General features: G+C 69.0%; 21 protein-coding genes. 9 read left to right on the plus strand and 12 right to left on the minus strand.

The window, feature by feature from the left end; all coding sequences use genetic code 11:
• Nucleotides 1–194: 194 nt before the first annotated feature.
• The 4 genes from AC1DFU_RS22730 (at nt 195) to AC1DFU_RS22745 (ending at nt 2587) form a co-directional block, all read left to right on the plus strand.
• Nucleotides 195–518: a hypothetical protein gene (locus tag AC1DFU_RS22730; protein ID WP_092299088.1), complete on the plus strand. Its 324-nt coding sequence runs from the start codon at nt 195–197 to the stop codon at nt 516–518.
• Nucleotides 519–685: 167 nt separating this feature from the next.
• Nucleotides 686–1570 (plus strand): peptide chain release factor N(5)-glutamine methyltransferase, encoded by an 885-nt coding sequence (gene prmC, locus AC1DFU_RS22735; protein ID WP_092299091.1) that lies wholly within the window; start codon nt 686–688, stop codon nt 1568–1570.
• Between the two features lie 79 nt (nt 1571–1649).
• A complete protein-coding gene (grxD, locus tag AC1DFU_RS22740; protein WP_092299094.1) occupies nt 1650–1961 on the plus strand; it encodes a Grx4 family monothiol glutaredoxin in 312 nt (103 codons plus the stop codon).
• A gap of 2 nt (nt 1962–1963) precedes the next feature.
• Nucleotides 1964–2587: a UbiX family flavin prenyltransferase gene (locus AC1DFU_RS22745; RefSeq protein WP_092299097.1), complete on the plus strand. Its 624-nt coding sequence runs from the start codon at nt 1964–1966 to the stop codon at nt 2585–2587.
• Nucleotides 2588–2637: 50 nt separating this feature from the next.
• Here AC1DFU_RS22745 and AC1DFU_RS22750 read toward each other — a convergent pair whose 3' ends face one another.
• From AC1DFU_RS22750 to AC1DFU_RS22760, 3 genes are all read right to left on the minus strand, one after another.
• Complete coding sequence (locus tag AC1DFU_RS22750) at nt 2638–2871, minus strand: hypothetical protein (protein ID WP_441593371.1); 234 nt, start codon at nt 2869–2871, stop codon at nt 2638–2640.
• Nucleotides 2872–3007: 136 nt separating this feature from the next.
• Complete coding sequence (gene amaB / locus AC1DFU_RS22755) at nt 3008–4528, minus strand: L-piperidine-6-carboxylate dehydrogenase (protein ID WP_092299104.1); 1521 nt, start codon at nt 4526–4528, stop codon at nt 3008–3010.
• Entirely contained in the window at nt 4525–5736 is a 1212-nt protein-coding gene (locus AC1DFU_RS22760) for a saccharopine dehydrogenase family protein (RefSeq protein ID WP_441593372.1), read from the minus strand. The genes amaB and AC1DFU_RS22760 overlap by 4 nt, the downstream gene beginning before the upstream one ends.
• Before the next feature lie 148 nt (nt 5737–5884).
• On the opposite strand from AC1DFU_RS22760, the gene AC1DFU_RS22765 reads away from it, so the two are divergent.
• Together AC1DFU_RS22765 and dapB are read left to right on the plus strand one after the other, a co-directional pair.
• Complete coding sequence (locus AC1DFU_RS22765; RefSeq protein WP_092299110.1) at nt 5885–6334, plus strand: Lrp/AsnC family transcriptional regulator; 450 nt, start codon at nt 5885–5887, stop codon at nt 6332–6334.
• A 56-nt stretch (nt 6335–6390) separates the two neighbouring features.
• Nucleotides 6391–7200, plus strand: coding sequence for a 4-hydroxy-tetrahydrodipicolinate reductase (gene dapB, locus AC1DFU_RS22770; RefSeq protein WP_441593373.1), 810 nt, complete (start codon nt 6391–6393; stop codon nt 7198–7200).
• Nucleotides 7201–7359: 159 nt separating this feature from the next.
• On the opposite strand, the gene AC1DFU_RS22775 is transcribed toward dapB, so the two are convergent.
• From AC1DFU_RS22775 to AC1DFU_RS22795, 5 genes are all read right to left on the minus strand, one after another.
• Complete coding sequence (locus tag AC1DFU_RS22775) at nt 7360–8112, minus strand: hypothetical protein (RefSeq protein WP_092299116.1); 753 nt, start codon at nt 8110–8112, stop codon at nt 7360–7362.
• 98 nt (nt 8113–8210) lie between these two features.
• Nucleotides 8211–8483, minus strand: a complete 273-nt coding sequence (locus tag AC1DFU_RS22780) for a hypothetical protein (protein WP_092299119.1) — start codon at nt 8481–8483, stop codon at nt 8211–8213.
• Between the two features lie 187 nt (nt 8484–8670).
• A complete protein-coding gene (locus AC1DFU_RS22785; RefSeq protein WP_477159813.1) occupies nt 8671–10185 on the minus strand; it encodes a chloride channel protein in 1515 nt (504 codons plus the stop codon).
• Between the two features lie 81 nt (nt 10186–10266).
• The gene (locus tag AC1DFU_RS22790; protein WP_441593375.1) at nt 10267–11247 is read right to left on the minus strand and encodes a Bug family tripartite tricarboxylate transporter substrate binding protein; all 981 of its coding nucleotides are present in this window, start codon (nt 11245–11247) and stop codon (nt 10267–10269) included.
• A 51-nt stretch (nt 11248–11298) separates the two neighbouring features.
• Nucleotides 11299–12804 carry an acyl-CoA synthetase gene (locus tag AC1DFU_RS22795; RefSeq protein ID WP_441593376.1) on the minus strand — a complete coding sequence of 502 codons (1506 nt, stop codon included), beginning with the start codon at nt 12802–12804 and terminating at the stop codon, nt 11299–11301.
• 120 nt (nt 12805–12924) lie between these two features.
• Between AC1DFU_RS22795 and AC1DFU_RS22800 the strand changes: the two genes are divergently transcribed.
• The 3 genes from AC1DFU_RS22800 to AC1DFU_RS22810 all read left to right on the plus strand — a co-directional run bounded on the left by AC1DFU_RS22800 (nt 12925) and on the right by AC1DFU_RS22810 (nt 15810).
• Nucleotides 12925–13845, plus strand: coding sequence for a LysR family transcriptional regulator (locus AC1DFU_RS22800; RefSeq protein WP_092299131.1), 921 nt, complete (start codon nt 12925–12927; stop codon nt 13843–13845).
• Between the two features lie 74 nt (nt 13846–13919).
• Complete coding sequence (locus AC1DFU_RS22805; protein ID WP_441593377.1) at nt 13920–14450, plus strand: winged helix-turn-helix transcriptional regulator; 531 nt, start codon at nt 13920–13922, stop codon at nt 14448–14450.
• Nucleotides 14443–15810 (plus strand): MATE family efflux transporter, encoded by a 1368-nt coding sequence (locus AC1DFU_RS22810; RefSeq protein WP_441593378.1) that lies wholly within the window; start codon nt 14443–14445, stop codon nt 15808–15810. Before AC1DFU_RS22805 ends, AC1DFU_RS22810 begins: the two co-directional genes overlap by 8 nt.
• Before the next feature lie 12 nt (nt 15811–15822).
• Here AC1DFU_RS22810 and AC1DFU_RS22815 read toward each other — a convergent pair whose 3' ends face one another.
• The 4 genes from AC1DFU_RS22815 to AC1DFU_RS22830 form a co-directional block, all read right to left on the minus strand.
• Nucleotides 15823–17298, minus strand: a complete 1476-nt coding sequence (locus AC1DFU_RS22815; RefSeq protein WP_092299463.1) for an efflux transporter outer membrane subunit — start codon at nt 17296–17298, stop codon at nt 15823–15825.
• Entirely contained in the window at nt 17295–20468 is a 3174-nt protein-coding gene (locus AC1DFU_RS22820) for an efflux RND transporter permease subunit (protein WP_441593379.1), read from the minus strand. The genes AC1DFU_RS22815 and AC1DFU_RS22820 overlap by 4 nt, the downstream gene beginning before the upstream one ends.
• Before the next feature lie 13 nt (nt 20469–20481).
• Entirely contained in the window at nt 20482–21675 is a 1194-nt protein-coding gene (locus tag AC1DFU_RS22825) for an efflux RND transporter periplasmic adaptor subunit (RefSeq protein ID WP_092299143.1), read from the minus strand.
• Between the two features lie 171 nt (nt 21676–21846).
• The gene (locus AC1DFU_RS22830) at nt 21847–24273 is read right to left on the minus strand and encodes a carbohydrate-binding family V/XII (RefSeq protein WP_092299146.1); all 2427 of its coding nucleotides are present in this window, start codon (nt 24271–24273) and stop codon (nt 21847–21849) included.
• Nucleotides 24274–24316: the final 43 nt, after the last annotated feature.

Consider the following 24316-nt stretch of genomic DNA (forward strand, 5'->3'; position numbering starts at 1 on the left):
CGCAGTGATGATTTCATCACCCGTGGGCAAGTGTTTGTAACGGAGGTAAATGCTTGAAACAGCACTGGCCCGCCAAAACGCGGTGTCTATAATCGATTCGACCAGACCGCCCCCATGCGTCACTTTCCGCACCTGGTGGCATACGAAGTCTGGGCTGAAGTCGACTCCTCAAAACAGACACCAAGGATGAAATCATGAAGAAACTGCTCGCCCTGTTGATGATCACCGCCGCCATGGCGGCTTGCAGCAAGAAGGAAGACGCCCCGGCCGCCAACGCCGACGCCGCCATGCAGAGCGCTGCCGAATCGGCCAAGGCCGCCGCCAGCGATGCCGCCGCCGCCGCAGCAAACGCCGCGGACGCCGCCAAGGCCGCCGCGAGCGGTGCCGCCGCCGATGTCTCGGCCGCCGCCGAACAGGCCAAGACCGATGCCGGCCACGCCATGGCCAACGCCAAGGAAGCCGCACGCGATGCCGTGAACACCACGGCAGACAAGGCCAAGGAAACCGTCAATAAGTAATTGGTCCATATGGAATCACGCCGCTCGCGCGCCCGCGCGTTGCCAAATCGGCTTACACTGAGCGGCTAATACCGGGCGCCCTTGTGGCGCCAGCAAAGAACCCCGTCGCGCCAGGCCCCGACGGGGTTTTTTGCACCCGCTCTCCCAGTTTCAGCCATCTATTTCCGATGTCTTCCACACCGTCGGGCGCCCTGTCGCCCGCCCCCACGCTGCGCGAAGCCCAGACGCTGGCTGCGATGACCGGCCTGCCGGCGCTCGAAGCCCGCATGCTGCTGTCCCACGTGACCGGCCTCACGCGTACGCAACTCATCACGCGTGATACCGACCATCTCAATGCAGCACAACGTGATGCATTCTCCACGTTGATGGCGCGGCGGCTGGCCGGTGAGCCGATGGCCTACCTGCTGGGCGAGCGCGAATTCTTCGGCCGCACTTTCCGCGTGACGCCCGATGTGCTGATTCCGCGCCCTGATACCGAGATAGCCGTGGAAATGTCGCTGGCGCGCGTGGCCCATGTGCACGCGCCGCGTGTGCTGGACCTCGGCACCGGCTCCGGCATCCTGGCTGTGACGATTGCCCGCGAGCGCTCCGACGCCGAGGTCTGGGCGACCGATATCTCGCCGGGTGCGCTGATGGTGGCCCAGGACAACGCCCGCGCGCTCGAGGCGCATGGCATCCACTTCCTGGTGTCGGACTGGTACGAAGCCGTGCCGGACACCCTGCGCTTCCACCTGATCGTCAGCAATCCACCCTACATCGCCTCCGGCGACCCGCATCTGGTGGAGGGCGACCTGCGTTTCGAGCCGATCGACGCCCTCACCGACCACGAGGACGGCCTGTCCGACCTGGCCACCATCGTGGCCGGCGCGGCGGATCGCCTGCTGCCCGGCGGCTGGCTGCTGATGGAGCACGGCTACGACCAGGGCGCGGCCACGCGGGCGCTGCTTGAGGCGGGTGGATTTACCGAGGTGGCCACCGCCCGCGACCTCGCCGGGCAGGAGCGGTGCAGCGGCGGGCGATGGTCGGGCGAATCCGGTAAAATTCCGACCTGACATCCGCTTCGGCGGAAATCCCCATCCCCAGACACTGGCGACGCCACACGGCGCCGCGCGCAACCGGAAGCTACACACCATGAGTGACGTACAACAGAAGATCGACCAGATCGTGAAGGGCAGCCCCGTGGTCCTGTTCATGAAGGGCACGGCGCAGTTCCCGATGTGCGGCTTCTCCGGCCGTGCCATCCAGATCCTGAAGGCCTGCGGCGTGGACACCCCGACCACGGTCAACGTGCTCGAGGACGAAGGCATCCGCCAGGGCATCAAGGAATATGCGAGCTGGCCCACGATTCCGCAGCTCTACGTGAACGGCGAGTTCGTCGGCGGCTCGGACATCATGATGGAGATGTACCAGAACGGCGAACTGCAATCGCTGCTGAAGTCGTAATCATGCCCGTACCGGATGGCGCCGTGCCGCAACGGCTGATCGTCGCCATCACGGGCGCAACGGGCGCCATCTATGGCGTCCGGCTGCTGCAGGTGCTGCAAGGCGTGGCGGGGGTGGAAACCCATCTGCTGATCTCGCCCGCCGGCGTGATGAACCTCCAGCACGAACTCGATATCAGCCGTGCCCAGGTGGAGTCGCTGGCAGGCGTGGTGCACAACGTGCGCGACATCGGCGCGACCATCGCCAGCGGATCGTTCCGCGCCCATGCGATGGTCGTGGCGCCCTGCTCGATGCGCACGCTGGCCGCCATCGCCCATGGCCTCTCCGACAACCTGATCACCCGCGCGGCGGACGTCACGCTCAAGGAACGGCGCAAGCTGGTACTGATGGTGCGTGAAACGCCGCTGAACCTGGCGCACCTGCGCAATATGACGGCGGTCACGGAGATGGGCGGGATCGTGTTCCCACCGGTGCCCGGCTTCTACCAGAAGCCGCAGACGATTGCGGAACTGGTCGACCATACGGTCGGGCGCGTGCTCGATCTCGTCGATCTGCCAGAGATCGGTCAGTCGCTCACGCCAAGTTGGGGCGGGCTGAACCCGGCTGCGGCCGACGCCGGCAACTAGGGCTCTGCCCGCTTCTGCTTGTTGTCACCTGCTGCGTAGCTCTCGTCGATTTACCAGCCGCCGCGATAGTAACGGCGGCCGCCGTAGTAGCCACGACCACCGTAGTAATACGGCGCGGGCCGCACCACCACGGCGGGCGGTCCGACATAGACCGGCGCAGGCGCCACGGCCACCGGAGCCGGGGCCACGGCGGGGCCGTACGGCGTCGGATAGACAGCGCAGCCGCCCAGCATCGCCGCGCCAATCGCCACCAAACCCATCGCACCTATCGCTTTCGCTCGCATGTTGTTGTCCTTGAGTGTGTCAGGCAGTGCCTGCCCTCATGAACGTTATACGGGGCGGTTTGGTAATACAGCGTCAAGACCCCGTAACTATTGTTACGAGTCGCTACGGGTTCATCCTTCGCATTATTACGATGTATTACAGATCGAAGCGAATGCCCTGTGCCAGCGGCAATGCATCGCCGTAGTTGATGGTATTGGTCGCCCGGCGCATGTAGCCCTTCCACGCATCGGAGCCGGACTCGCGCCCGCCGCCGGTGGCCTTCTCCCCGCCGAAGGCGCCGCCGATCTCGGCGCCGCTGGTGCCGATGTTCACGTTGGCGATGCCGCAGTCGCTGCCCGCCGCCGAGACGAACAGTTCGGCCTCACGCAGGGACTCGGTGAAAAGGCAGGACGACAGCCCGTGCGACGCCGCGTTGTTCAGCGCGATGGCCTCGTCGAGCGAGGTGTACGGCATCAGGTAGAGGATGGGCGCGAAGGTCTCCGTCAGCATGGTGTCGTGCTGGGTGTCGGTCAGCACCAGTGCGGGCCGCACGTAGCAGGCGTGCGGATAGCGGTCCGCCAGCAGCCGTTCGCCGCCGTGCACGACGTTGCCCTGCGCGCGGCAGGCGGCCAGCGCGTTGGCCATGGTGTCGCCGGCGGCCATGTCGATCAGCGGGCCGACCAGCGTGCCCGCCTGCAGCGGATCACCCACCGGCAGCCGCGCGTAGACCTGGCGCAGCCGGTTGGTCACGGTCTCGATCAGGTCGACGTGGACAAAGGCGCGTCGCAGCGTGGTGCAGCGCTGGCCGGCGGTGCCGGCTGCCGAAAAGGTCATCGCGCGGATGGTCAGTTCCAGGTTGGCCGATGGCGCGACGATGGCCGCGTTGTTGCCGCCCAACTCGAGGATGGTGCGCTTGAACCGCCCGGCGCAGGCCATGCCCACCTCGCGGCCCATGCGCGTGGAACCGGTGGCGCTGATCAGCCGCACGGCCGGATGCTGCACGAGCTGCGCGCCGAGCGTGCGCCCGCCCGGCAGCACTACGCAGAGGCCGGCGTGCTGGGGCGCCGCCTCATCGAATACCCGATCGAGCAGCGCCTGCGCGGCCAGCGCGCACAGCGGCGTCTTCTCCGACGGCTTCCAGACCACGCCGTTGCCGCAGACCAGCGCCAGCGCCGCGTTCCACGCCCACACCGCCACCGGGAAGTTGAACGCCGAAATCACCCCGCACAGCCCGAACGGATGCCAGGTCTCGCGCATCGCGTGCGCGGGGCGCTCCGAGGCAATCGTCAGCCCGTGAAGCTGGCGTGAGAGTCCGACGGCAAAGTCGCAGATATCGATCATCTCCTGCACTTCGCCGAGTCCTTCCTGGAGGATCTTGCCGGACTCCAGCGCCACCAGCCGCCCCAGCGCGGCCTTGTGCATGCGCAGCGCCTCGCCGAAGCGCCGCACCACCTCGCCACGCGCCGGGGCCGGGGTCAGCGCCCAGGTGGTCTGCGCCGCGTGCGCGCGGGCGATGCGGGCATCGGCGTCGGCCACGGGGCAGGCCGGCAGGTGGCCGAAGATTTCCCCATCGACGGGCGAGCGCAGCGCAAGGGCCTCGCCCGCGCCATGCGAATCGTCCCAAGGCTGGCGCAGGCCCATGGCCTGCCAGCATGCGGCTATGTCCTGCGCTTTCATGCGAGCGTCTCCTGTAGCGGGTGGTGGCTGTAATGCTGGCCGAACCGGTTGGCCAGGAAGCGATCGAGCGGCATGGCTTCCTGCGGCACGAAGCCGGACTGGGGCAGCACGCCCGTCGCCACGAGGTCCAGCGCCGTGCAGATGCCGGCGGCCGTGGTGAGCTGGATGGCGTTGACGTGCCCGATGCCGCCAAAATCCTCCATCCCGCCGATCCGCGCCGAGAAGGACGCCTGCGTCAGCGGCCCCCGCCCACCCTGTCCGCCATGGCCACCCTGCCCGGCTTTGGCGCCGGGATGCCCCGTGGCGCTCGCGAACACGATCACCACATCCTGCTCGGTCACCGGAATGGCGTGCTCGAAGATCTCGCGCAGCCAGCTCCGGCGCTCGCGCAGCCGCAGGTCGTTCAGCAGCAGCTTCATCTGGGCGCAGTGCCCCGGGTAGCGGATCGACTTGTAATCGACATGGCGCGCGCGGCCCGCCAGGGTATCCGGCAGCGTGCCCAGGCCCCCTGAGGTATTAAAGGCTTCGTACTCGATGCCGTCCAGCGCGAAGGATTCATGGCCCTCCAGCGCCGCCAACTCCACGCGGCGGCCATCGACAATGGCTTCGCACGGGTTGCAGTACTCGTTGATCAGCCCTTCCGTGCTCCAGGTGAGGTTGTACTTGAGCGCGTTGCTCGGGTAGCGCGGCAGCGCGCCCACGCGCATGCGCAGGTCGAGCAGGTCGCCGCCGTCCCGCAGGAAGCGCCGCGCCAGATCATTGCCCACCACGCCGATAAATCCCGGCGCCAGGCCGCACTGCGGCATCAGCACCGAGCGCGCGCCTTGGGCCAGTTGGCGGATGGCGTGGGTGGCCGCCACGTCCTCGGTCAGATCGAAGTAATGCACGCCGAGCCGCGCGGCCACGGTGGCCACGTGGATGGCCGCGTGGAACGGCAGCGCGTTGAGCACGGCATCGGCGCCAGCCAGCAAGGCGGCGCAAGTGCCGGGCTCGGTCGGGTCCCCGGCGCGCACGGCGATCTGGCGCGGCAGGCCGTCCAGCCGGTGCGGGTCATGGTCGACCAGACAGACGCGGTAGTCGCCGGTGTCGGCGAGCATCGTCGCGATCACACGGCCGATCTTGCCGGCGCCGAGCACGACGACCGACAGCGGCCGGGGCGACTGGGTCAGGTCCCGTGCTGCGCCGGGACCGAGGTTGGATGGTTGCATGATGGCTCCCCCGTCAAAAATGCGTGAATCCGTGAGGGAAGTATGGGCAGCGGCGCGCACGTTTTGTAGCTGCAAGATCGACGAAAACGCCCCATAATCGGACGTATCGACGATCCATCCTGACGAAACGTCACCCCGAGCGAACACCATGGCAGACCTCGACCAGACCGACCGGCACCTGCTGTCCCTGCTGCAGGGCAACGCGCGCGAGAGCGCAGCCAATCTCGCCCGCGTGCTGGGCATCGCCCGGACCACAGTGGTGGCGCGCATCGCCCGGCTTGAAAAGTCCGGCGTGATCGCCGGCTTTGGCGTGCGGCTGGGCGGGCGGATGGAGGACAACGCGATCCTGGCCTTCTGCGGCCTGTCCGTGCAGCCGAAGGCCGCGCCCACGGTCGTCCGGGCGCTGCAGCGCTTTCCGGAGATCGAGGAACTGAACTCGGTCAGCGGCCCGGTGGACTACATGGCCGTGATCCGCTGCGATACCCACGCCCGCCTCGACAAACTGCTAGACGAGATCGGCATGCTCGATGGGGTGAATCACACCACCACGTCGATCGTGCTGGCGCGCAAGATCGACCGCCGGCGCGCGGCCGGATAGCGCGCTATGCTTGGGCGCTTTGGTCAGGCGCTTTGGCCAACATTAAGGAGATGACGATGAGCGATCGGATTCGCGTTGCCGTGGGCGGCGTCACCGGCTGGGCCGGCGGCGAACTGGCGCGCGGCGTGGCGCACGCGCCGGACATGACGCTGGTGGCCGGCCTCTCGCGCGGCGCCGCCGGGCAGCCGCTGGCGCAGGTGACCGGCCATGCGGACACCCCCGGCGTGGCCGCCGCCAGCATCGAGGCGCTGGGCGCCACGCCCTACGATGTCTACGTCGAGTACACCAAGCCGAACATCGCCAAGCACAACATCCTGCAGGCGCTGGCGCATGGCGCGCACGTGGTGGTGGGCACGTCCGGGCTGACCGACGACGACTACGCCGAGATCGACGCCGCCGCGCGGCAGGCCGACCGTGGCGTGCTCGCCTGCGGCAATTTCGCGATCACGGTGGTGCTGTTGCAAAAGTTCGCCGAGATGGCGGCGCGCCACCTCGACCACTGGGAAATCATCGACTACGCCAAGGCGGGCAAGGTCGATGTGCCGTCCGGCACGGTGCGCGAACTGGCCTTCCGGCTCGGCGAGATCAAGGCCGCCACGCAGGTCGTGCCGGTGGATCAGGTCAACGGGCCGAAGGAAACGCGCGGCGCGACGATGTCCGGCTCGCAGGTCCATGCCGTGCGGCTGCCCGGGTACCAGTTGGGCGTCGAAGTGATCTTCGGCGCGGACGGCCAGCGCCTGCACCTCAAGCACGAGGCGGGCGATGGCTCGAAGCCGTATGTGTCCGGCGCGCTGCTGGCCATCCGCAAGGTGCGCGGCCTGCGCGGGCTGGTGCGGGGGCTGGATAAGGTGATGGAAGGGCTGTAGGCACCGGGGAGGCCGGCGCGAATTGGATGCGCCGCCCCTCTCCCCCGGCCCCTCTCCCGCAAGCGGGCGAGGGGAGCAAACCGGCGGTGTTCCTCCCCTCTCCCTTTGCGAGAGGGGTCGGGGGAGAGGGCCGGCGCCCGCTACCCTATCACCCCCCAATCACCAGGAACCCGGGTTCACCGGCTTGGCCGGTTCCTTCTTCGACTTGTCGGACTTCTCGGACTTTTCCGGCTTCTTGGCGCCCGGCGCCGAAGCCGGCGGGGCGAGCGCCTTGTCCACCTCGGCATCGCGGTTCGCCATCAACGCACGCGCCTGCGGCAGCATCAGCTCGATGGTGCCCTCGTTCGGATTCTCGGGAATCGCGTACAGCTCCACGGTGAGCGGGCGACGCATCCAGCCGGCGTGGATCGCCTTCACGGGCTTGCCGGCCTTGTCCTTCATGTCTTCCTGTTCCTGCCGGAACGGCTTGCCATAGCGCGCGGTCAGCGACTGGACCGCGGCGTCCTGCGAGCGGATGCCGTCGGTCGGCACGATTACGCCGACCAGCGCGTTGCCATCGACGAACGCCACCAGGCGCGCACCATCCATGAACGCGGGACGCTTGTCGCGCGGCACGCCCACCTGGCGCATCACGCCGTCGCCGCGCAATTCCACGCAGAACGCGGTCACGTCGCGGCCATCGGGGGTGCGATGGTCGGCGCAATCGGGCAGTGTGGGCAGCGGATTGCCGATCTCCAGCACGTGGAGCATCGGCGCCAGCAAGTCATTGGCGGACGGCGTGGCGGATGTGGACGGAGCGGCGGGGGCGGCGGGGGTGGCGGCAGGCTGCGACGCGGCGGCCTTCGGTGCGGCATGGGCGGCCGTGGCCGCCAGCAGGGCGGCGGCGGCCAGCCCGGCGAGGGAAACTCTCAAAACTGACTCCTGAAATCGGCTCCGCATTGGAGCCCACCCCGTGGCAGGGGTTCCAGCCGCGACCTTACCACGGCGCGCAAGAGCGCTTAATAACGCACTTAATAGAGCACTTGTTTCAGGTAATGGCAGCCGACCAGGGCGATGCCGATGACCACGGCCCAGAGCATCAGGCGCGGCACGATGCTCGGCGGCAGTTGCGTCGACGGCGTGCGCTGGACCAGCGGCGTGCGCATGCGGGAATTGGTTTGCAGCCCGCGCGTGTGCCAGATCGCCGTGTCGGCGCCCAGATCCTGCACGATCGGACGATGTGTGGCGGTCGATGTCGTCGGCTTGGTGGCCGGGCGCGTGCCGGCCGGTCGTTGCGATCCCATTCCAGCTCCCCCTCAGAAGATTCCCGACGCATCGCGGTGTGCCGCCGGTACACAGCGCGGCCGGGAAGTCTGCTGCTGCCGGTCCGCGCGCGGCACATGGTATGCCATCGCCAGCCCCCACGCCACAACGGCCAAGGGGGGCGATGCGAAACTGAGACACCCCCGCGGAAACGCGCCCGCCAGGAGGTCAGCCCGGGGCGGCCTTGCGGCCGATCGCCATGGCCTCGCGCCGGAACGCGTGACCCATGTGGTGATAGAACGGATGCGGGTTGAACTGGCGCGACAGGAACGACGCCAGCAGCGACGACGCCAGCAGGAACAGCGTCAGGTCCTGCGTCCGCGTCATCTCCATGACGATCACGCTGGCGGTGATCGGCGCCTGCGTGGCGGCGGCCAGGAAGGCGGCCATCGACACCAGCGCCAGCACGCGCGGCTCGGTCATGCCCGAGAGGAAGTGCGACACGGTCTCCCCGATGCCCGCCCCGATGGCCAGCGCCGGCGTGAAGATCCCGCCCGGAATGCCGGCGAAGTACGACACCACCGTGGCCCCCAGCTTGGCCAGCCCGAACCACAGCGTGTGGTGGGATTCGCCATTGATCAGCGCGGACGCCTGCTCGTAGCCAGTGCCGAAAGTAGCGCCGGCCGTGGCCCAGCCTAGCGCCGCCACCACCAGCCCGCAGCCGAATGCCACCCAGATGGGATGGTCGACCACCCACGCGCGCCAGCGCGACGGCGTGAGCCCCGGCACGCCCGCAATCAACACCTTGGCGAACAGCCCGCCGAACACGCCGTTGACCACGGCGCAGAGCAGCACCGGGCCCCAGGCGTCGTGGAGCACCAGCATCGGCACCTTCACGTTGAAATACGGGTTGTTGCCGAGCACGGCCAGCGACAGGAACCCGGCCGTCAGCACGCCGGACAGCACCAGGCGGTCCCAGCGCACGGCGGTACCGCGTCCGAGTTCCTCGATGGCGAACACCACACCGGCCAGCGGCGTATTGAACGCGGCGGCCAGCCCGCCCGCCGCGCCGGCGGCGATCAACGCATTGGGATGAAAGCCGATCCGGAAGCGGAACTTGTCCTGGCACCAGCGGCCCCAGGCCAGCATCGCCGCCGCGCCGACCTGCACCGAGGGCCCCTCGCGGCCCACCGAGGCGCCGGCCATCAGCGCGCCAGTGGTCAGCAGCACCTTCCACATCGACTGGCGGAACGACACCAGCACGCCCTGCGCCACCCCATCGGGCGGCAGCGTGACGGCGGCAATCACCTGCGGAATGCCGCTGCCGCGCGCCTGCGGGGCGAAGCGGATGGTCAGCCAGCGCAACGCGGCCAGCCCGAACGGCAGCAGCACGAACGCCAGCCACGGCGTGGCCGTGGTCACCTGCGCGTTCCAGCGCAACGCCAGTTCGGCGATATAGGCGAAGACGATGGAGAACAGCGCGACGCAGCCGGCGCCGCACATGAACACGCCGTAGCGCAGCGACGTGCGCGAGATGCGGCTGACCTGGCGGGTCTTGCGCCGGGCCGCGTGGCGGGCCTGCAGGTGCAGCGCGCGCAGGCGGCCGGTCTCGGCGGCGGCGCGGGAATCGGCGGGCGGGGGGGACGTCGGGGAATCTGACGAGGGAGGCGAAGCGGACGAAGGCGGCGATGCAGGCGAATCGGACGAAGCGGACGGATCTGGCGGCTCGGCGGAATCGGTCATGGCGGGGGCGGTGAGGATCGAAACGTCCCCGTACTATACGCCCCCACCCTCCCGCAAGCTGCCCCCGGTCGCCCCGTCGGCTCAGTCCAGGCTGATGTGGTTGGCCCGGATGACCTTGCCCCAGTTGTCGCGGTCGGCGGCCACGTAGCGGTCGATCTCAGCCTGCGTGCGCGGCGCCTGCACGACCAGCCCCAAGGCGCCGAAGGTGCTGCGGAACTGCGGATCGACCAGCACGCGCGCGGCGGCGGCCTGGAGCCGGGCCACGGCCTCGGGCGGGGTCTGCGCCGGCACGGCGAGCCCGAACCACGTGGCGGCGTGGAAGCCCGGATAGCCGCTTTCGGCCACCGTCGGCACGTTGGGCAGCACGTCCAGTCGCGCGTTGCTGGTCACGGCCAGCGCCTTGAGCTTGCCAGCCTTGATATGGGGCAGCGAGGTGCTGACCACATCGACCATCAACTGGGTGTCATTGGCCAGCAGCGCCGACAACGCCGGCGCGCTGCCGTTGTAAGGCACGTGGGTCATGTCGATGCCCAGCTCGGACTTCAGCATCTCGGTGGCCAGCTGCAGCGGGTTGCCGAGCCCCACGGACGAGTAGTTGAGCTTGCCGCCGGCCGCCTTGGCGTAGGCCGCGAAGTCCCGGATATTGGCCGCCGGCACCTGCGTGTTGGTGACGACTACCAGCGGCACCTCGATGCCGATGGCGATGACCTTGAAGTCCTTCGGGTCATAGCCGGTCTTCTTGTACAGCATGGGATTGAGCACCATGCTCGCGCTGGTCCCCATCAGCATGGTGTAGCCGTCCGGCTGCGCGCGCGCCACGCTCTGCGTGCCCACCATGGTGTTGGCGCCGGGGCGGTTCTCCACCACCACGGGCTGCTTCAGGTCGCGCGCCATGCCTTCGGCCAGCGCCCGGCCGAACTGGTCCGTGGAGCCGCCCGGGGTGTAGGGCACCACCAGCTTGACCGGCCGCTCGGGCCAGGCCGCCAAGGTCGCCGGTGCGTGGCCGATGGCCAGCGCAAGGCCGAACGCCCCCGCCGCCAGTTGGGCGAATGTGCGATGCATGGTTGTCTCCTGTTTGTATTTATATAGAGGGCGGGTGCGCCGGGCCGGGGTTCAGACCCGCCGCTGGCGCCCCGCCCAGTGCTGGTCGCGCAGCCGGCGCTTGGCCAGCTTGCCGGTCTCGTCGCGCGGCAGGCGCGCGGTGATCTCGATCGTCCGGGGCACCTTGAAGCCCGACAGCCGCGCCTTGAGCCAGTCGATCACGGCCGCCGGCACGATCTCCGCGCCCGGCATCGGCTCGATCACGCCGTGGAGCCGCTCGCCGTATTCGTCGTCCGGCACGCCGAACACCACGCAGTCGGCCACGCCCGGATAGCGCACCAGTTCATGCTCGATCTCGGCCGGGTAGATGTTCACGCCGCCCGAGATCACCATGTCCGAGGCGCGGTCGCAGATGAACAGGTAGCCATCGGCATCGAGGTAGCCGAGGTCGCCCAGCGTGACCCGGCCTTCTCGGTCGATGGCCCGGCGCGCGGCGTCGTTGTTCAGGTAGGTGAAGTCCGGGTAGGCCGGCTGGCGCACGTAGACCAGGCCGGTTTCGCCGGGCGCGCACGGCTGGCCGGCTTCGTCGAGGATGCGCACGCTGGCGGCATCGACAGGCCGGCCCGCCGTGCCGGGCCGCTGCGCGGCGTCCTCGGGCGTGGCGACGGTAATCATGCCGGCCTCGCTCGACGCATAGGTCTCGTGGATCACCGGCCCGAACCATTCGATCATCGCCCGCTTGACCTCGGGCGAGCACGGCGAGCCGGTAGATGCCACGAAGCGGATCGACGACAGGTCGTAGCGCGCGCGCACCTCGGCCGGCAGCTTCAGCAGCCGCACGTACATGATCGGCACGAGGTAGAGCACGTCGATGCGGTGTTCCTCCACCAGCGCCAGCACCTGCTCGGCGTCGAAGCGCGGCGTCAGCACCAGCCGCTCGGCCATCTGCAGGGCGTTCTGGATGAACACGCCCGGCGCGCTGTGATAGAGCGGCGCGGACATCAGCGCGCGGCAGCCGGGCACCACGCCGATGGCCTTGGCCACCACCGAGCGCATGCGGGTGAGCTGGTCGTCGAGTTGGTCCAGCGGCACGGCTTCGCGCAACACGCCCTTGGGGCGGCCGGTGGTGCCGGAGGTGTAGGCCAGATGGCCGCGCGGGGCCACACGCGGGCCGTCGTACGGGGTCTGGCTGGCAAGCCAGGGTTCGTATTCGATGGCATCAGCGGAGGTGCCGGGATGCGTGCCACCCACCGCCAGCACGGCCACCCCGGCGGGGATCACCGCGTTGAGGGCAGGCAGCAGGTCCGCATGGGCGATCAGCACGCGCGCGCCGCTGTCTTCGAGCAGGAAGCGCACTTCCTCGGCCGTGAAGTGCCAGTTGATCGGGCAGTAATAGGTGCCGGCGGTACGACACGCAAAGATCACATCGGCGAAGACCGGGTCGTTGCGCAGCAGCACGGCCACCACGTCGCCCTCCTGCAAACCCAGCCGTCGCAAGCCGCCCGCGAGGTGCGTGCCGCGTGCCAGTACCTCCGTGCCGGGTCGGTGCAGCGATTCGAACCAAAGGTCTGCGGGCATGCGGTCTCCATCTCAACATTCGACAAGCGGTCCATCGTAAAGCCCATCGCTGAGATCGACAATCCGGTAGTTCGGAATCACAATGTTGCGCCAGACTTTACAATCTTTCAGACACCTCGCATGGACCTCAACCTGATTCAGGCCTTCGTCGATATCGTGGAAGCCGGCAACCTCGCCGAGGCGGGCCGGCGGCGCGGCGTCACGCGCTCGCAGATCAGCCGGCAGCTCGGGCAGCTCGAGGATCAGGCCGGCACGCAACTGCTGCGGCGAACCACGCGGCGGCTGGAGATGACGGACTCGGGCCAGTCCCTCTACGAGCACGGCCTGCGCATCCTGCAGGAGGTGGCGGCGGCGCAGGCCGAGATCGACAGCCTGGGCAAGACCCTGCGCGGCCATGTGCGGGTCAGCGTGCCCACCGGGCTGGGGGACGCCTTTATCGCCCCGCTGCTGCTGCAGTTTGCCGAGCGGCACCCGGGCATCTCGCTGCGCGTGTTCTTCGCCAACCGCGTGACGGACCTGATTGCCGCCGAGATCGACGTGGCACTGCGCGTGACCTCCGAGCCGCCGCTGGACACCGTGGCGCGCGAGGTCTGCGCCATCCGCTGGCAGTTGTGCGCCTCGCCGGGCTACCTCGCTCAGGTGCCGCCCGTGCGGGAGCCGGCCGATCTCGCCGCATGCCGATTTCTCTGTCCGCCCTACACAACCAGACGATTCTCATTGACCTTGGGCCGCGATAGCTGCAATGGGCCGGAACGATGTAGCGTCGAGATCACCCCCTACCTGCAATCGGAACACTTTCCCTTCCTGATCCGGGCCGTGCGCGAGGGCCATGGCATCAGCCTGCTGCCGGTCTACGCCGGCTGGGAGGATGTGCGGCGCGGCTCACTGGTGCCGGTGCTGCCAGACTGGAAGCCCGAAGGGCTGGGCAATCGGCTCTACATCATCACCACGCCGAATCCGCATCCGTCGATGGCCACGCGGGCGCTGATTTCGTTCCTGCGGGAGGCGGTGGCCGGGCTCGACGTCTTCCGCACCTCCTAGAAAACGGGCTGGCGAACTTTCAATTTGCAAGCTATTCTCTCCTCAACTTGCAGATCAAAAGTAAAAGAGGAGACATGGCCCCCACCGATTTTTCCAACATGCCCTGCCCCGTGGCGCGCTCGATGGCGATGCTCGGCGAGCGCTGGGCGATCCTGCTGATGCGCGAGGCCTACTACGGCAGCACGCGCTTCGACGAATTCGAACGGCACCTCGGCATTGCGCCGAACATTCTCAGCGCGCGGCTCAAGACGCTGGTCAGCCATGGCCTGCTGGAGAAGTCACCGGCGCCGGGCGGCGGCGCGCGCCATATCTATACGCTGACCCAGATGGGCCGCGACTTCTTCCCCGTGTACGTGTCGCTCAAGCAGTGGGCGGAGCGCTGGCTGGCCGATGAGAAAGGGCCGCCGACGATCTTCGAGGACAAGCGCGACGGCGGCGAGATCGTCGCCGGCGGCCTGACCCGGCCCGATGGCAGCACGATCACCGCGGACGACCTGCGCGTGCGGCCCGGCCCCGGCGCGGGCCGCTACATCCGCGCGCGCTTCGGCGAAGGGGAAGCCAGCGTCGAAGCCGGCGCCGGCACCGAGGCCATCGACCATGAATAAGCCCGATGCCCTCACCCTCGGCGCGAGCGCCCAGGCCCCTGCCGACCCCGTTCCCGCCTCCGAACTCGCCCGCCGCATCGCCGTGCTGGCCGCGCCGACCAGCCTGGTGGCCTTCCTCCAGGCCGGCGCGCAGTTGATCGAAACCTGGCTGGCCGCGCGCCAGGGCACCGCCTCGCTGGCCGGCTGGGCCGTGGTACTGCCCTTTGCGCTGCTGCTCCAGCAGATGTCCGCCGGCGCGATGGGCGGCGGCGTGGTGTCGGCCATCGCCCGCGCGCTCGGGGCCGGCAAGCGCGAGGACGCCTCGTCGCTGGTCATGCACGCGGTGATCATCGCCGTGGTGGCCGGCCTGGCCTTCGCCGTGGCGCTGGCCGGCTTCCCGCATGCCGTGTTCGGCGCGGTGGCCGGCCCCACCGCCGCCGAGGCCGCCGCGACCTACGCGATCTGGCTGTTCGGCGTGGGGGCGATTCCCGCCTGGCTGACCAACACGCTGGCCTCGGTGCTGCGCGGCGGCGGGCGCCACGCGCTGGCCGCGCGCGTGCTGTGCGTGATGTGGATCGTGTTCCCGGTGCTGTCGTGGTATTTCGCCGAGCGTATGGGCATGGGTCTCGCCGGCATCGGCGCGGCGCTGGCGGCGGTGTCCTGGGCGGCCTCGCTCGCCATGGCCTGGGTGGTGATGCGCGGGGGCGCCGGCTTTGTGCCGACGCTGCGCGTGCGGCCCTCGGGCGCGCTGTTCCATCGCATCCTGTCGGTCGGGCTGGTGGCGTGCGCGCTGGCCTCGGTGGCCAACCTGACGACCATCCTCGTCACCGCGCAGCTGCGCCACTACGGCACCTCGGTGGTGGCCGCGTATGGCATTTCGGCGCGCCTGGAATTCCTGATGATTCCGCTCGCGTTCGGCGTGGGCTCGGCGCTGACCGCGCTGGTCGGCCGTGCCGTAGGCGCCGGGGACTGGCATACCGCGCGCCGCACGGCGTGGGTGGGCGCGCTGATCGCACTGGTCATCGCGGGGGCCGTGGGCGCCGCCGTGGGACTGGCGCCGATGTCGTTCGCGTCGCTGTTCACCGACGATGTCGAAGTCCGCGAGATTGCCGCGCGGGCGCTGTCCTGGGTGGGGCCGGCCTTCGGCGGCTTCGGGCTGGGCATGGCGCTCTACTTCGCCTCGCTGGGCGCCGGGCGGATGCGCGGCCCCATCGCCGCCGGGCTGTGCCGCATCGCGCTGGCGGCCGGTGGCGGCTGGCTGCTCGCCAATGTGGCGGGGATGGGCATCGACGGCCATTTCCTCGGCGTGGCGCTCGGCATCACGGCCTACGGGCTGGTGACGGCGCTGGGCGTGCGGCGCGGCGAGTGGTCGCCGCGCTGAGGGAAGGGACTTCTATTTAGCGGGAGGGGGCGGAGGCGGCACAGTAGCGCGGGCGTCGCCGGTCAGGCCGGCGTCCCGCACATCGCTCGGGATGGCGGGCCAGCCGCCACCAAGCGCCTTGTACAGCGAGGCGGTGCCGGTCAGGACATCGACCTGCCCCTGGATCGCCGCCAACTGCACCGTGAACAGCTTCTCCTGGGCGTCCGTCACTTCGAGATAGCTGGAATAGCCGCCCTCGTAGCGCGCGCTGGACTGGTCCGCGTAGATCAGCAGGCTCTGCTCCTGCCGGCGCAGGCTGCCGAGCCGGTTACGGGTCTCGATGCCGTTGGACAGCTGGTTGTTCACATCGGCCAGCGCATTGAGCACGCTGAACTGATAGCCGAGCATGGCCTGGTCGCGCACCGCTTCGGCCGTATTCACCTGCCCCCGGATCGCCCCGCCCTGAAACACCGGCTGGGCGAGGTTGGCGCCAAAGCCCCAGATCTGCGAGGCGCTCTGCCACAGGCCCGCCGGCGAGGTGGCCAGCGCGCCGAAGAACCCCGACAAATTGACCGACGGCAGGAACAGCGCCAGCGCGGCGCCCACCTGCGCGTTGGCGGCCACGGCGGTTTGCTCGGCCTGCAGGACGTCCGGCCGGCGCGCCAGCAGCGCGGCAGGCAGGTCGGCGCCGATGGCCGGCGCCGTCAGCTCGTTCACCGGCTTGCCGCGCTCCACCGGCCCCGGCTCGCGGCCCAGCAGCACGGACAACGCGTTCTCGGTCTGGGCGATCGACGTGCGCAGCGGCGGGATGGTCGCCTCGGTCGAATAGAAGTCGTTCTCGGCCTGGGACAACTCCACCTGCGAGATCACGCCGCCCTGATAGCGTTGCTGGAAGATGTCGAGTGCGCGGCCGCGTGCGTCGAGCGTGGCGCGCGCCACCTCGAGCTGCGCATCGAGCCCGCGCAGCGTGGCGTAGCCCTGCACCACCGAGGCCGCCAGCGCCAGCACCACGCCGCGCCGGGTGTACTCGGCATTCCACAGGCTGGCTTCGGCCGACTCGGCCTGCCGGCGGATGCGGCCCCAGAGGTCGATCTCCCAGCTGGCGTTCAGCAGCGCCTCGTAGCTGTTGCGCGGGCCGCCCAGCGCCGCGAACGGCGTGCCGTTGAACGAGCCGCTTTTCTGCCGCGCCGCCGAGGCGGTGGCGTTCAGCTGCGGATAGAAGCCCGAGCGCGCCACCATCAGCTGGCCCCGGAATTCGTCGATGCGGGCCGCCGCGATGCGCGCGTCGTAGTTGCTGCGCAGCGCCGCCTCGACCATCGCGGTCAGCACCGGGTCGTTGAAGCTGTTCCACCAGTCGCTGTCGGCGGCCACGGTCAGCACGCCGCTGTCGATCCGGTAGTTGGGCGGCTCGGCCGCCTCCGGCCGCGCGTAGTCCGGGCCGATGGCGCAGCCGCCCAGGATCGCCAGACAGGCGGCCGACATCGCAGTGCTACGCAGTACGGCATTCATGATGGCTCCCCGGCGCTCGGTGAAGGATGCGAAGTGGATGGCGCCGCGACCTTGCGCGGGCGGCGCGCCGCCCACTTGTCGGCGGCCGTGCCCACCAGCCACGAGAACAGCGGCACGAACAGCAGCGCGAGCGAAGTGGCCGCGATCATCCCGCCGATGATGCCGGTGCCGATGGAATGCCGCGAATTCGACCCCGCCCCCGAGGCGATGAACAGCGGCACCGCGCCAAGAATGAAGGCGAGCGAGGTCATCACGATCGGCCGCAGCCGCAGCTTGGCGGCCTCCACGGCGGCATCGGCGTGGGAAAGCCCTTCCTTGTGCTTCATCACCGCGAATTCCACGATCAGGATGGCGTTCTTCGCCGCCAGCCCGATCAGCGTCACCATGCCGATCTGGAAGTACACGTCGTTCGACAAGCCCCGCAACAGGATCGCCATCAGGGCGCCGAAGATGCCGAACGGCACGGCGGTCAGGATCGAGAGCGGCAAGGACCACGACTCGTACTGCGCCGCCAGGATCAGGAACACCATGACGATGCCGAACACGAAGACGATGGTGGTGGTGTTGCCGGACTTCTTCTGCTCGAAGGCCTCGCCGCTCCAGGCGAAGCTGTAGCCGGCGGGCAGCACCTCCCGCGCCACCGCCTCCATGGCCGCCAGCGCCTGGCCCGAACTGTGGCCGGGCGCGGCATCGCCGGTGATCTTGGCCGCCGGGAAGTTGTTGAAGCGCGAGAGCAGGTCCGGCCCGCTGGAGTAGTAGGTCTTCAGCAGCCCGGAGACTGGCGCCATCTTGCCGTCCCGCCCGCGCACGTACAGGTATTCGAGATTCGTCGGCGTGGCCCGGTACTGCGGCTCGGCCTGCAGGATCACCTGCCAGACGCGGCTGTACTGCGTGAACTGGCTGACGTAGAGCGAGCCGAATTGCGTCTGCAGCGTGCCGTAGACATCGGCAATCGGCACGCCCATGGTCTCGGCCTTTTCCTTGTCCACCTCCACCCGCATCTGGCGCGAGGCCGACTGGATCGTGCTGGTCAACCGGCCCAGTTCCTTGTGCGCGGCCGCTGCCTGGATGAAGCGGCGCGTCACGCCTTCCAGCTCGGCCGTGTTGCCGGTGCCCCGGTTCTGGATCCAGAACTCGAAGCCGCCCTGCGAGCCCAGCCCGGGAATCGACGGCGGATTGACCGGAATGATCACCGCCTCGGGAATCGCGCGCAGCTTGGGCGTCATCTCGGCCAGCATCGCCGGCACGCCCAGATCGGCGGAACCGCGATCCTTGAAGCTCTTCATGCCGACGAACACCGTGCCGGCGTTGGTCTTGTACTGGCTGTCGATGAAGCTGTAGCCGGTCAGCGCGGAGGCATCCTCCACGGCCGGGTGCTTGCGGAACATCTCGGCCACCTGCGAGGTGACCTTTTCGCTGCGGTCCAGGCTCGCGGAGTCCGGCATGATCACCGCCACGAGGATGTAGCCCTGGTCCTCGGACGGCACGAAGGCCGTGGGGATGTGCGCGAACAGCTGCCACGTAGCCAGCAGCATCGCCCCGAAGATCGCCAGCGCGACCACCGCGCGCCGCATGATCGTGCGCACCCAGCCGCCGTAGTGGTGCACCAGGCGGTCGAACCGCTCGTTGAACCAGACGAAGCCGCGCCACGGCGTGTGGTGCCCCGGCTTCAGGATCAGCGCCGCCAGCGCCGGCGAGAGCGTGAGCGCGCAGAAGCCCGAGATGACCACCGAGATGACGATGGTCAGCGCGAACTGCCGGTAGAGCTGCCCGGTTGTGCCCGAGACGAAGGCCACCGGGATGAACACCGCCGAGAGCACCAGCACGATGGCGATGACCGGCCCGGTGACCTCCTCCATCGCCCGCAGGGTGGCCTCGCGCGGGGAGAGCTTGAACTCGGCCATGTTCCGCTCGACGTTCTCTACCACCACGATGGCGTCATCCACCACGATGCCGATGGCCAGCACCAGCGCGAACAGCGTCAGCAGGTTGATCGAGAAGCCCAGCGCCAGCAGGCCGGCAAAGGTGCCGATGATCGACACGAACACGGCCAGCACCGGGATCACCGTCGCCCGGATGTTCTGTAGGAAGATGAAGACCACCAGCACGACCAGGATCACGGCCTCGACCAGCGTATGGACCACTTCCTCGATGGAGGCGCTGACGAACTCGGTGGTGTCCAGCGAGACCTTGTACGCCACGCCGGCCGGGAAGGTCTTGGCCATCTCGTCGAGCGTCTTGCGCACGTCGTTGGCCACCTGGAGCGCGTTGGAGCCGGGCTGCTGGTAGACCGCGATGATCGTCGCCGGCTTGCCGTTCAGGGCCGAGCGCAGCATGTACTGCTGCTGGCCGATCTCGGCGCGGCCCACGTCCCGCAGCCGCACGATGGCGGCGCCCGTGGCATCGGCGCGCAGGATGATGTTCTCGAACTGCTCGGGCGTGGTCAGCCGGCCCGGTGTCACCAGCGGGAACGACAGCTCCACCGGGTTGGCGTTCGGCGACTGGCCGACGCTGCCGGCGCCGAACTGCTCGTTCTGGCTCTGCACCGCGTTCTGCACGTCCTTGCTGGTGATGCCGAGCGCCGCCATGCGGTCCGGCCGCAGCCAGATGCGCATGGCGAGGTCCGCCGAGCCCATGATCTGCGCCTGGTTGGCGCCGTTGACGCGCTTGATGGCGTCCAGCACGTACAGGTTCGCGTAGTTGTTGATGTACTGCTGGTCGAAGCGGCCATCCGGCGAATAGATCCCGATCAGCAGCAGGAAGCTGGTGGAGCGCTTCTCCACGTTGACGCCGGTCTTCTGCACCGCCTCGGGCAGCTGCGGCAGCGCCAGGTTCACTCGGTTCTGCACCTGCACCTGGGCGGTGTCCGGGTCGGTGCCGATGTCGAAGTAGACGTTGAGCGTCATCGAGCCGGTGGGCGATGACGTGGACTGCATGTAGATCATGTTGTCCGCACCGTTCACCTGGGTCTCGATGGGCGCGGCCACGGTCTGGGCGACGGTGTCCGAGTCGGCGCCCGCATAGGTGGCGCTGACCGTGACCTGGGGCGGGGTGATGTCCGGGTACTGGGCGATCGGCAGCGCGAACATCGCCACGCCGCCGCCGATGACGATGATCATCGACATCACCACCGCGAAGATCGGCCGCTTGACGCAGAAGGCGGAAATCATGGGGCGCTCCGGTTCAGGTCTTGGCCGGGGCCGGGGGGGCACTGGCCGGGGCACTGACGGGGCGGCTGCCCTCGCCGACCGCCGCCGGCGGGGCCTCGCCGGTCACGCGCACCGGTGCGCCGGCCGCCAGCTTGCCGGCGCCGTCCACCACCACGGTCTCGTTCGGCTCGAGCCCCTTGGCGATGCGCCACATCGAGCCGGACAGCTCGCCCACCATCACCGGCCGCGGCTGGGCCTTGTTGTCCTTGTCCACCACGTAGACCAGATCGCCCTTGGGGCCATGCATGACCGCGCGCTGCGGCACGACGATGGCGCCGGGGCGGCTCGCGCCGCTGACCAGCACGCGCACGAACTGGCCGGGCCGCAACTGGCCGCCCGGGTTCGGCATCAGCGCGCGCACGAGGTAGGTGCCGGTGTTCTGGTTGTACGTGGCATCGGCGAAGGTGATGCGGCCCTTCTGTGGGTACTCGCTGCCATCGGCCATGATCACGGTCACCGTGTATTGATCGTCGTGCGGCACCACCAGCGACTTCGCCTCGCGCTGGGCGCGGAACTCGAGCGTCTGGGGCTCGGAGATGCTGAAGTTGATCCGCATCGGCTGGAGCGTGGAGACCGTGGTCAGCAGGCTGTTGGACGTGCTGACATAGGCACCCACCGGCAGCACGGCGAAGCTGGACACGCCATCCACGGGCGAGCGCACGTAGGTGTAGGACAGGTTCAGTTCCTGGGTCTTCACCTCGGCCTGGGCCTGCTCCACGCCGGCGGCGGCCTCGTGGAAGTTGCCGTTGGCGTCGTCGAGATCCTTCTGCGAGAGCGCGTTGCGCGCCGCCAGCGGCTTCACACGGGCGAGGTTGGCGCGGGCCACCTCGAACCGGGCCTTCTGCTGGGCCAGCTGCGCCCGGGCGGCGTCCAGCTGGACCTGGAACGGCTTGTGGTCGATCTCGAACAGCAGCTGGTTTTCCTTGACCACCGCGCCTTCGGTGTAGTTGCGCTTGATCAGGAAGCCGGCCACGCGGGCGCGGATATCGACGGCCTGGTCGCTCTCGGTCTGGCCGACGAAATCGAAGGTCACGGGCAGGTCCTGCGCCGCCGTCTTGACCACCTGCACCGGCACGGCCTGCTGGGCTGCCGGCGGGGGTTCGGATTTCTTGCAGGCACCCAGGCCGAGCGCGGCAACGGCCAGGACGATGGGGAAAACCAGTTTCATGTGCCGCTCCGCTGCGGTTGGGTCTCGCTGCGCGGCGGCGTGCCGCACAACGTGCGTGTGGGCAGGTTAAAGCGGTGTCGGCGGCGCCACCATTCAAACTTTTCGTCGCCGCCTTCAACAAAATCGTTCGATGCAGTCTCTGCGGACAGGCGGGTTCGAGACTGCGCGCGATCAGCGCCGGAAGCCGTGGAAGCGACCGCCTCCGCCGCCGAATCCGCCGCCACCGAAGCGCCCGCCCCCGCCCTGGAAGCCGCCCCCGCGGCCCTGCCACTGCTGCGCGGAATTGCCGAAGCGTTGCTGGCCGACATCGCGCGCCTGGCGCTGCTGGTCGAGCCGGTTCTGCACGTCGCTGTTTGGCTGCACCGGCTGCCAGCCGTTGGGGGTGTGCTGCTGCCAGCCATCGTCGGTGCGCTGGTAGACGTTGCCGTCGTGGCCGGCGTAGACGTTGCCGTTGTTCCACGCCACGGCGTTGTTCTTGTTCGGATTGACCACCACACCGCGGCTGCCGGCGGTGTGGTCGCCGGTCTGGGTGTTGCCGGCCACGCCGAACTCGGCGGCGCCAGCCCGGCCGGTTTGCGCGTTGTAGCCCGCCACCTGCCGGCCGCCCGCGTAGTTGCCCGTGTACTCGTTGCCGACCACGCCGCCGCGCCCGGCGCCTTCGCGCCCGGTGGATGGATTCGAGAACGAGCCCTGCCGCCCGGCGGCGTAGTCGCCCGAATACGGATTGAATGCGGCGCCCCGGCTGCCCTGGTAGCGCGCGCCGGTGGCCGGGTTGTAGCCGGACCCCGCCGTGCCGCGCCACTGGGTGCCGGTCCACGCGTTCCAGCCCTGGGCGTGCGTGACCGTGCCCTGGCCCCATCGGCCATAGAAATTCGCCTGATTCACGTTGACGTAGTTCCAGCCGTAGCCGCCGCCCCACCAGTACGGGCCCCAGTACGGCGACGCCGCGCCCCAGATGGCGCCGGCCGCGAAGCCGAACGCGAAGCCCTCGGTCACGCCCACGGCAAACCCGGCGCCATAGCCGTAGGTGGCGGGGTAACCGTAGTAGTAGGCGCCCACATAGGGCGGATAGACATAGCCGGTGCCGTAGACCACGGTGCCGTCCGGGTTGACCACCACGCCCATGTAGCCCGGGGTGTAGCCGACCACCACCGCCTCAGGCGTGACCGAGTAGACCCGCACGTAGGTGACGTAGTAGATCGGCGAACTCGGCGGGATGGTGTAGATGGCGGACGGCACCTCGGTGGCCACATGCCACGGTCCGCCCGGCACGCTCGCCGTGAACCAGACGCCGTTGGCCACGGCGTAGTAATGGTTGCTATCCACCTCGATCACCGGCGTGCCCGTGTTCACCGCGTATTGCAGCGAGGTGCCGGTGATCGGCACGAACTTCGGCGTGCCGTCATAGACCACGGCCACCGTGGCCTTGGCCCGCGCCACCGATGCCGTCTGCGGAATCGTGGCGGCGATCTCGGCCTCGCGCGCCTGCGGCGTGCCCGGCACCGAGACCAGCACGTTGGCCTTGGGATCCTGCGGGGAGATCTTGGCGAAGTCGGCCGGTAGCTGATTGCCAGCCACGTGCGTCCACGGCCCGGTCAGCATTGGCGCGCGGAACCAGCGGCCCGAGAGCAGCACGTAAGACTGGTTGGTGGATGGATCGACGAAGACCGCGTGATCGGCGTTGGACACCGTGAGCAGGCTGGTGCCGCCCACCGGGGTCATCTTCGGCTCGCCGCTGGTGACGATCAGTTCGGCCGGCTGCGTGGCCAGCAGCACGGCCGGCGCCTGCGCGGGCGGCTTGCCGCTGGCCGGCAACATCGGATCGGGCTTCGGCTCGGCCTTGTTTGCCTGGATCTTGCTGGCCGCGCCGAGCAGGGCCGCCGGCGGCGACGGCACCACGGCCCACGCGCCGCCCGCCGACTCGGACTTGTACCAGTAACCGGCGGCGTTGAGCCAAAGCTCCCCGCCCGCTTCGCGCAACAGCAGGGCGCGGCTGTTGATCGCCCGCTCCAGCGACGTGCCGCCCACGGCGCGCCACGCGGGTTCACCATCGACATGCACCAGCAAGGTCGGCGTGGTGGCGAACAGGATCTGCGGCACGTCGTTCTTCACCGGCACGCGCACCGCGCGGCCCAGTTGCTGGGACACCGCGTAGCTGGCCTGCAGTTGATCCAGCGGCACCGTCAGCCCCTTGGCCGGCAGCCGCGCGATGACCGCCTGGCGCACCGTGTCGGCCGCGTCGGGGCGGGTGGGGACTTCCACGCTTTCGATCTCGATCTGGGAGAGCTGGACCAGTGCCGAGGGCTTGTCGATGTCGGCCGTCGCGGAGAAATGCACCACGCCGTAGGTCGGCGTGCCGTCGCGCGGGCCCACCGCCACGGCGGCGCGGCCCGACATGCGGGTGCCATCCCATTTCTCGATTTCTGGCTGATAGAGCTCGATGTGGTCGCCGGCGGTATCAAAGTTGCGCGGCCACGTGAGTGGCGTGAGCGGCGAGCGCGCCGGCGGCTGTGCAGCCAGGATTGGCGCGGTGGCGCCCAGCAAGGCCAGGGCGACCATCGCCCGGCAGGACAACCCACGCATGAAGCGGAACGACATGGCGACTCCGTCGAATTGCGCAGCATCCGGCACAAGCGGGCTG

Source organism: Cupriavidus sp. 10L45 (assembly GCF_056395225.1).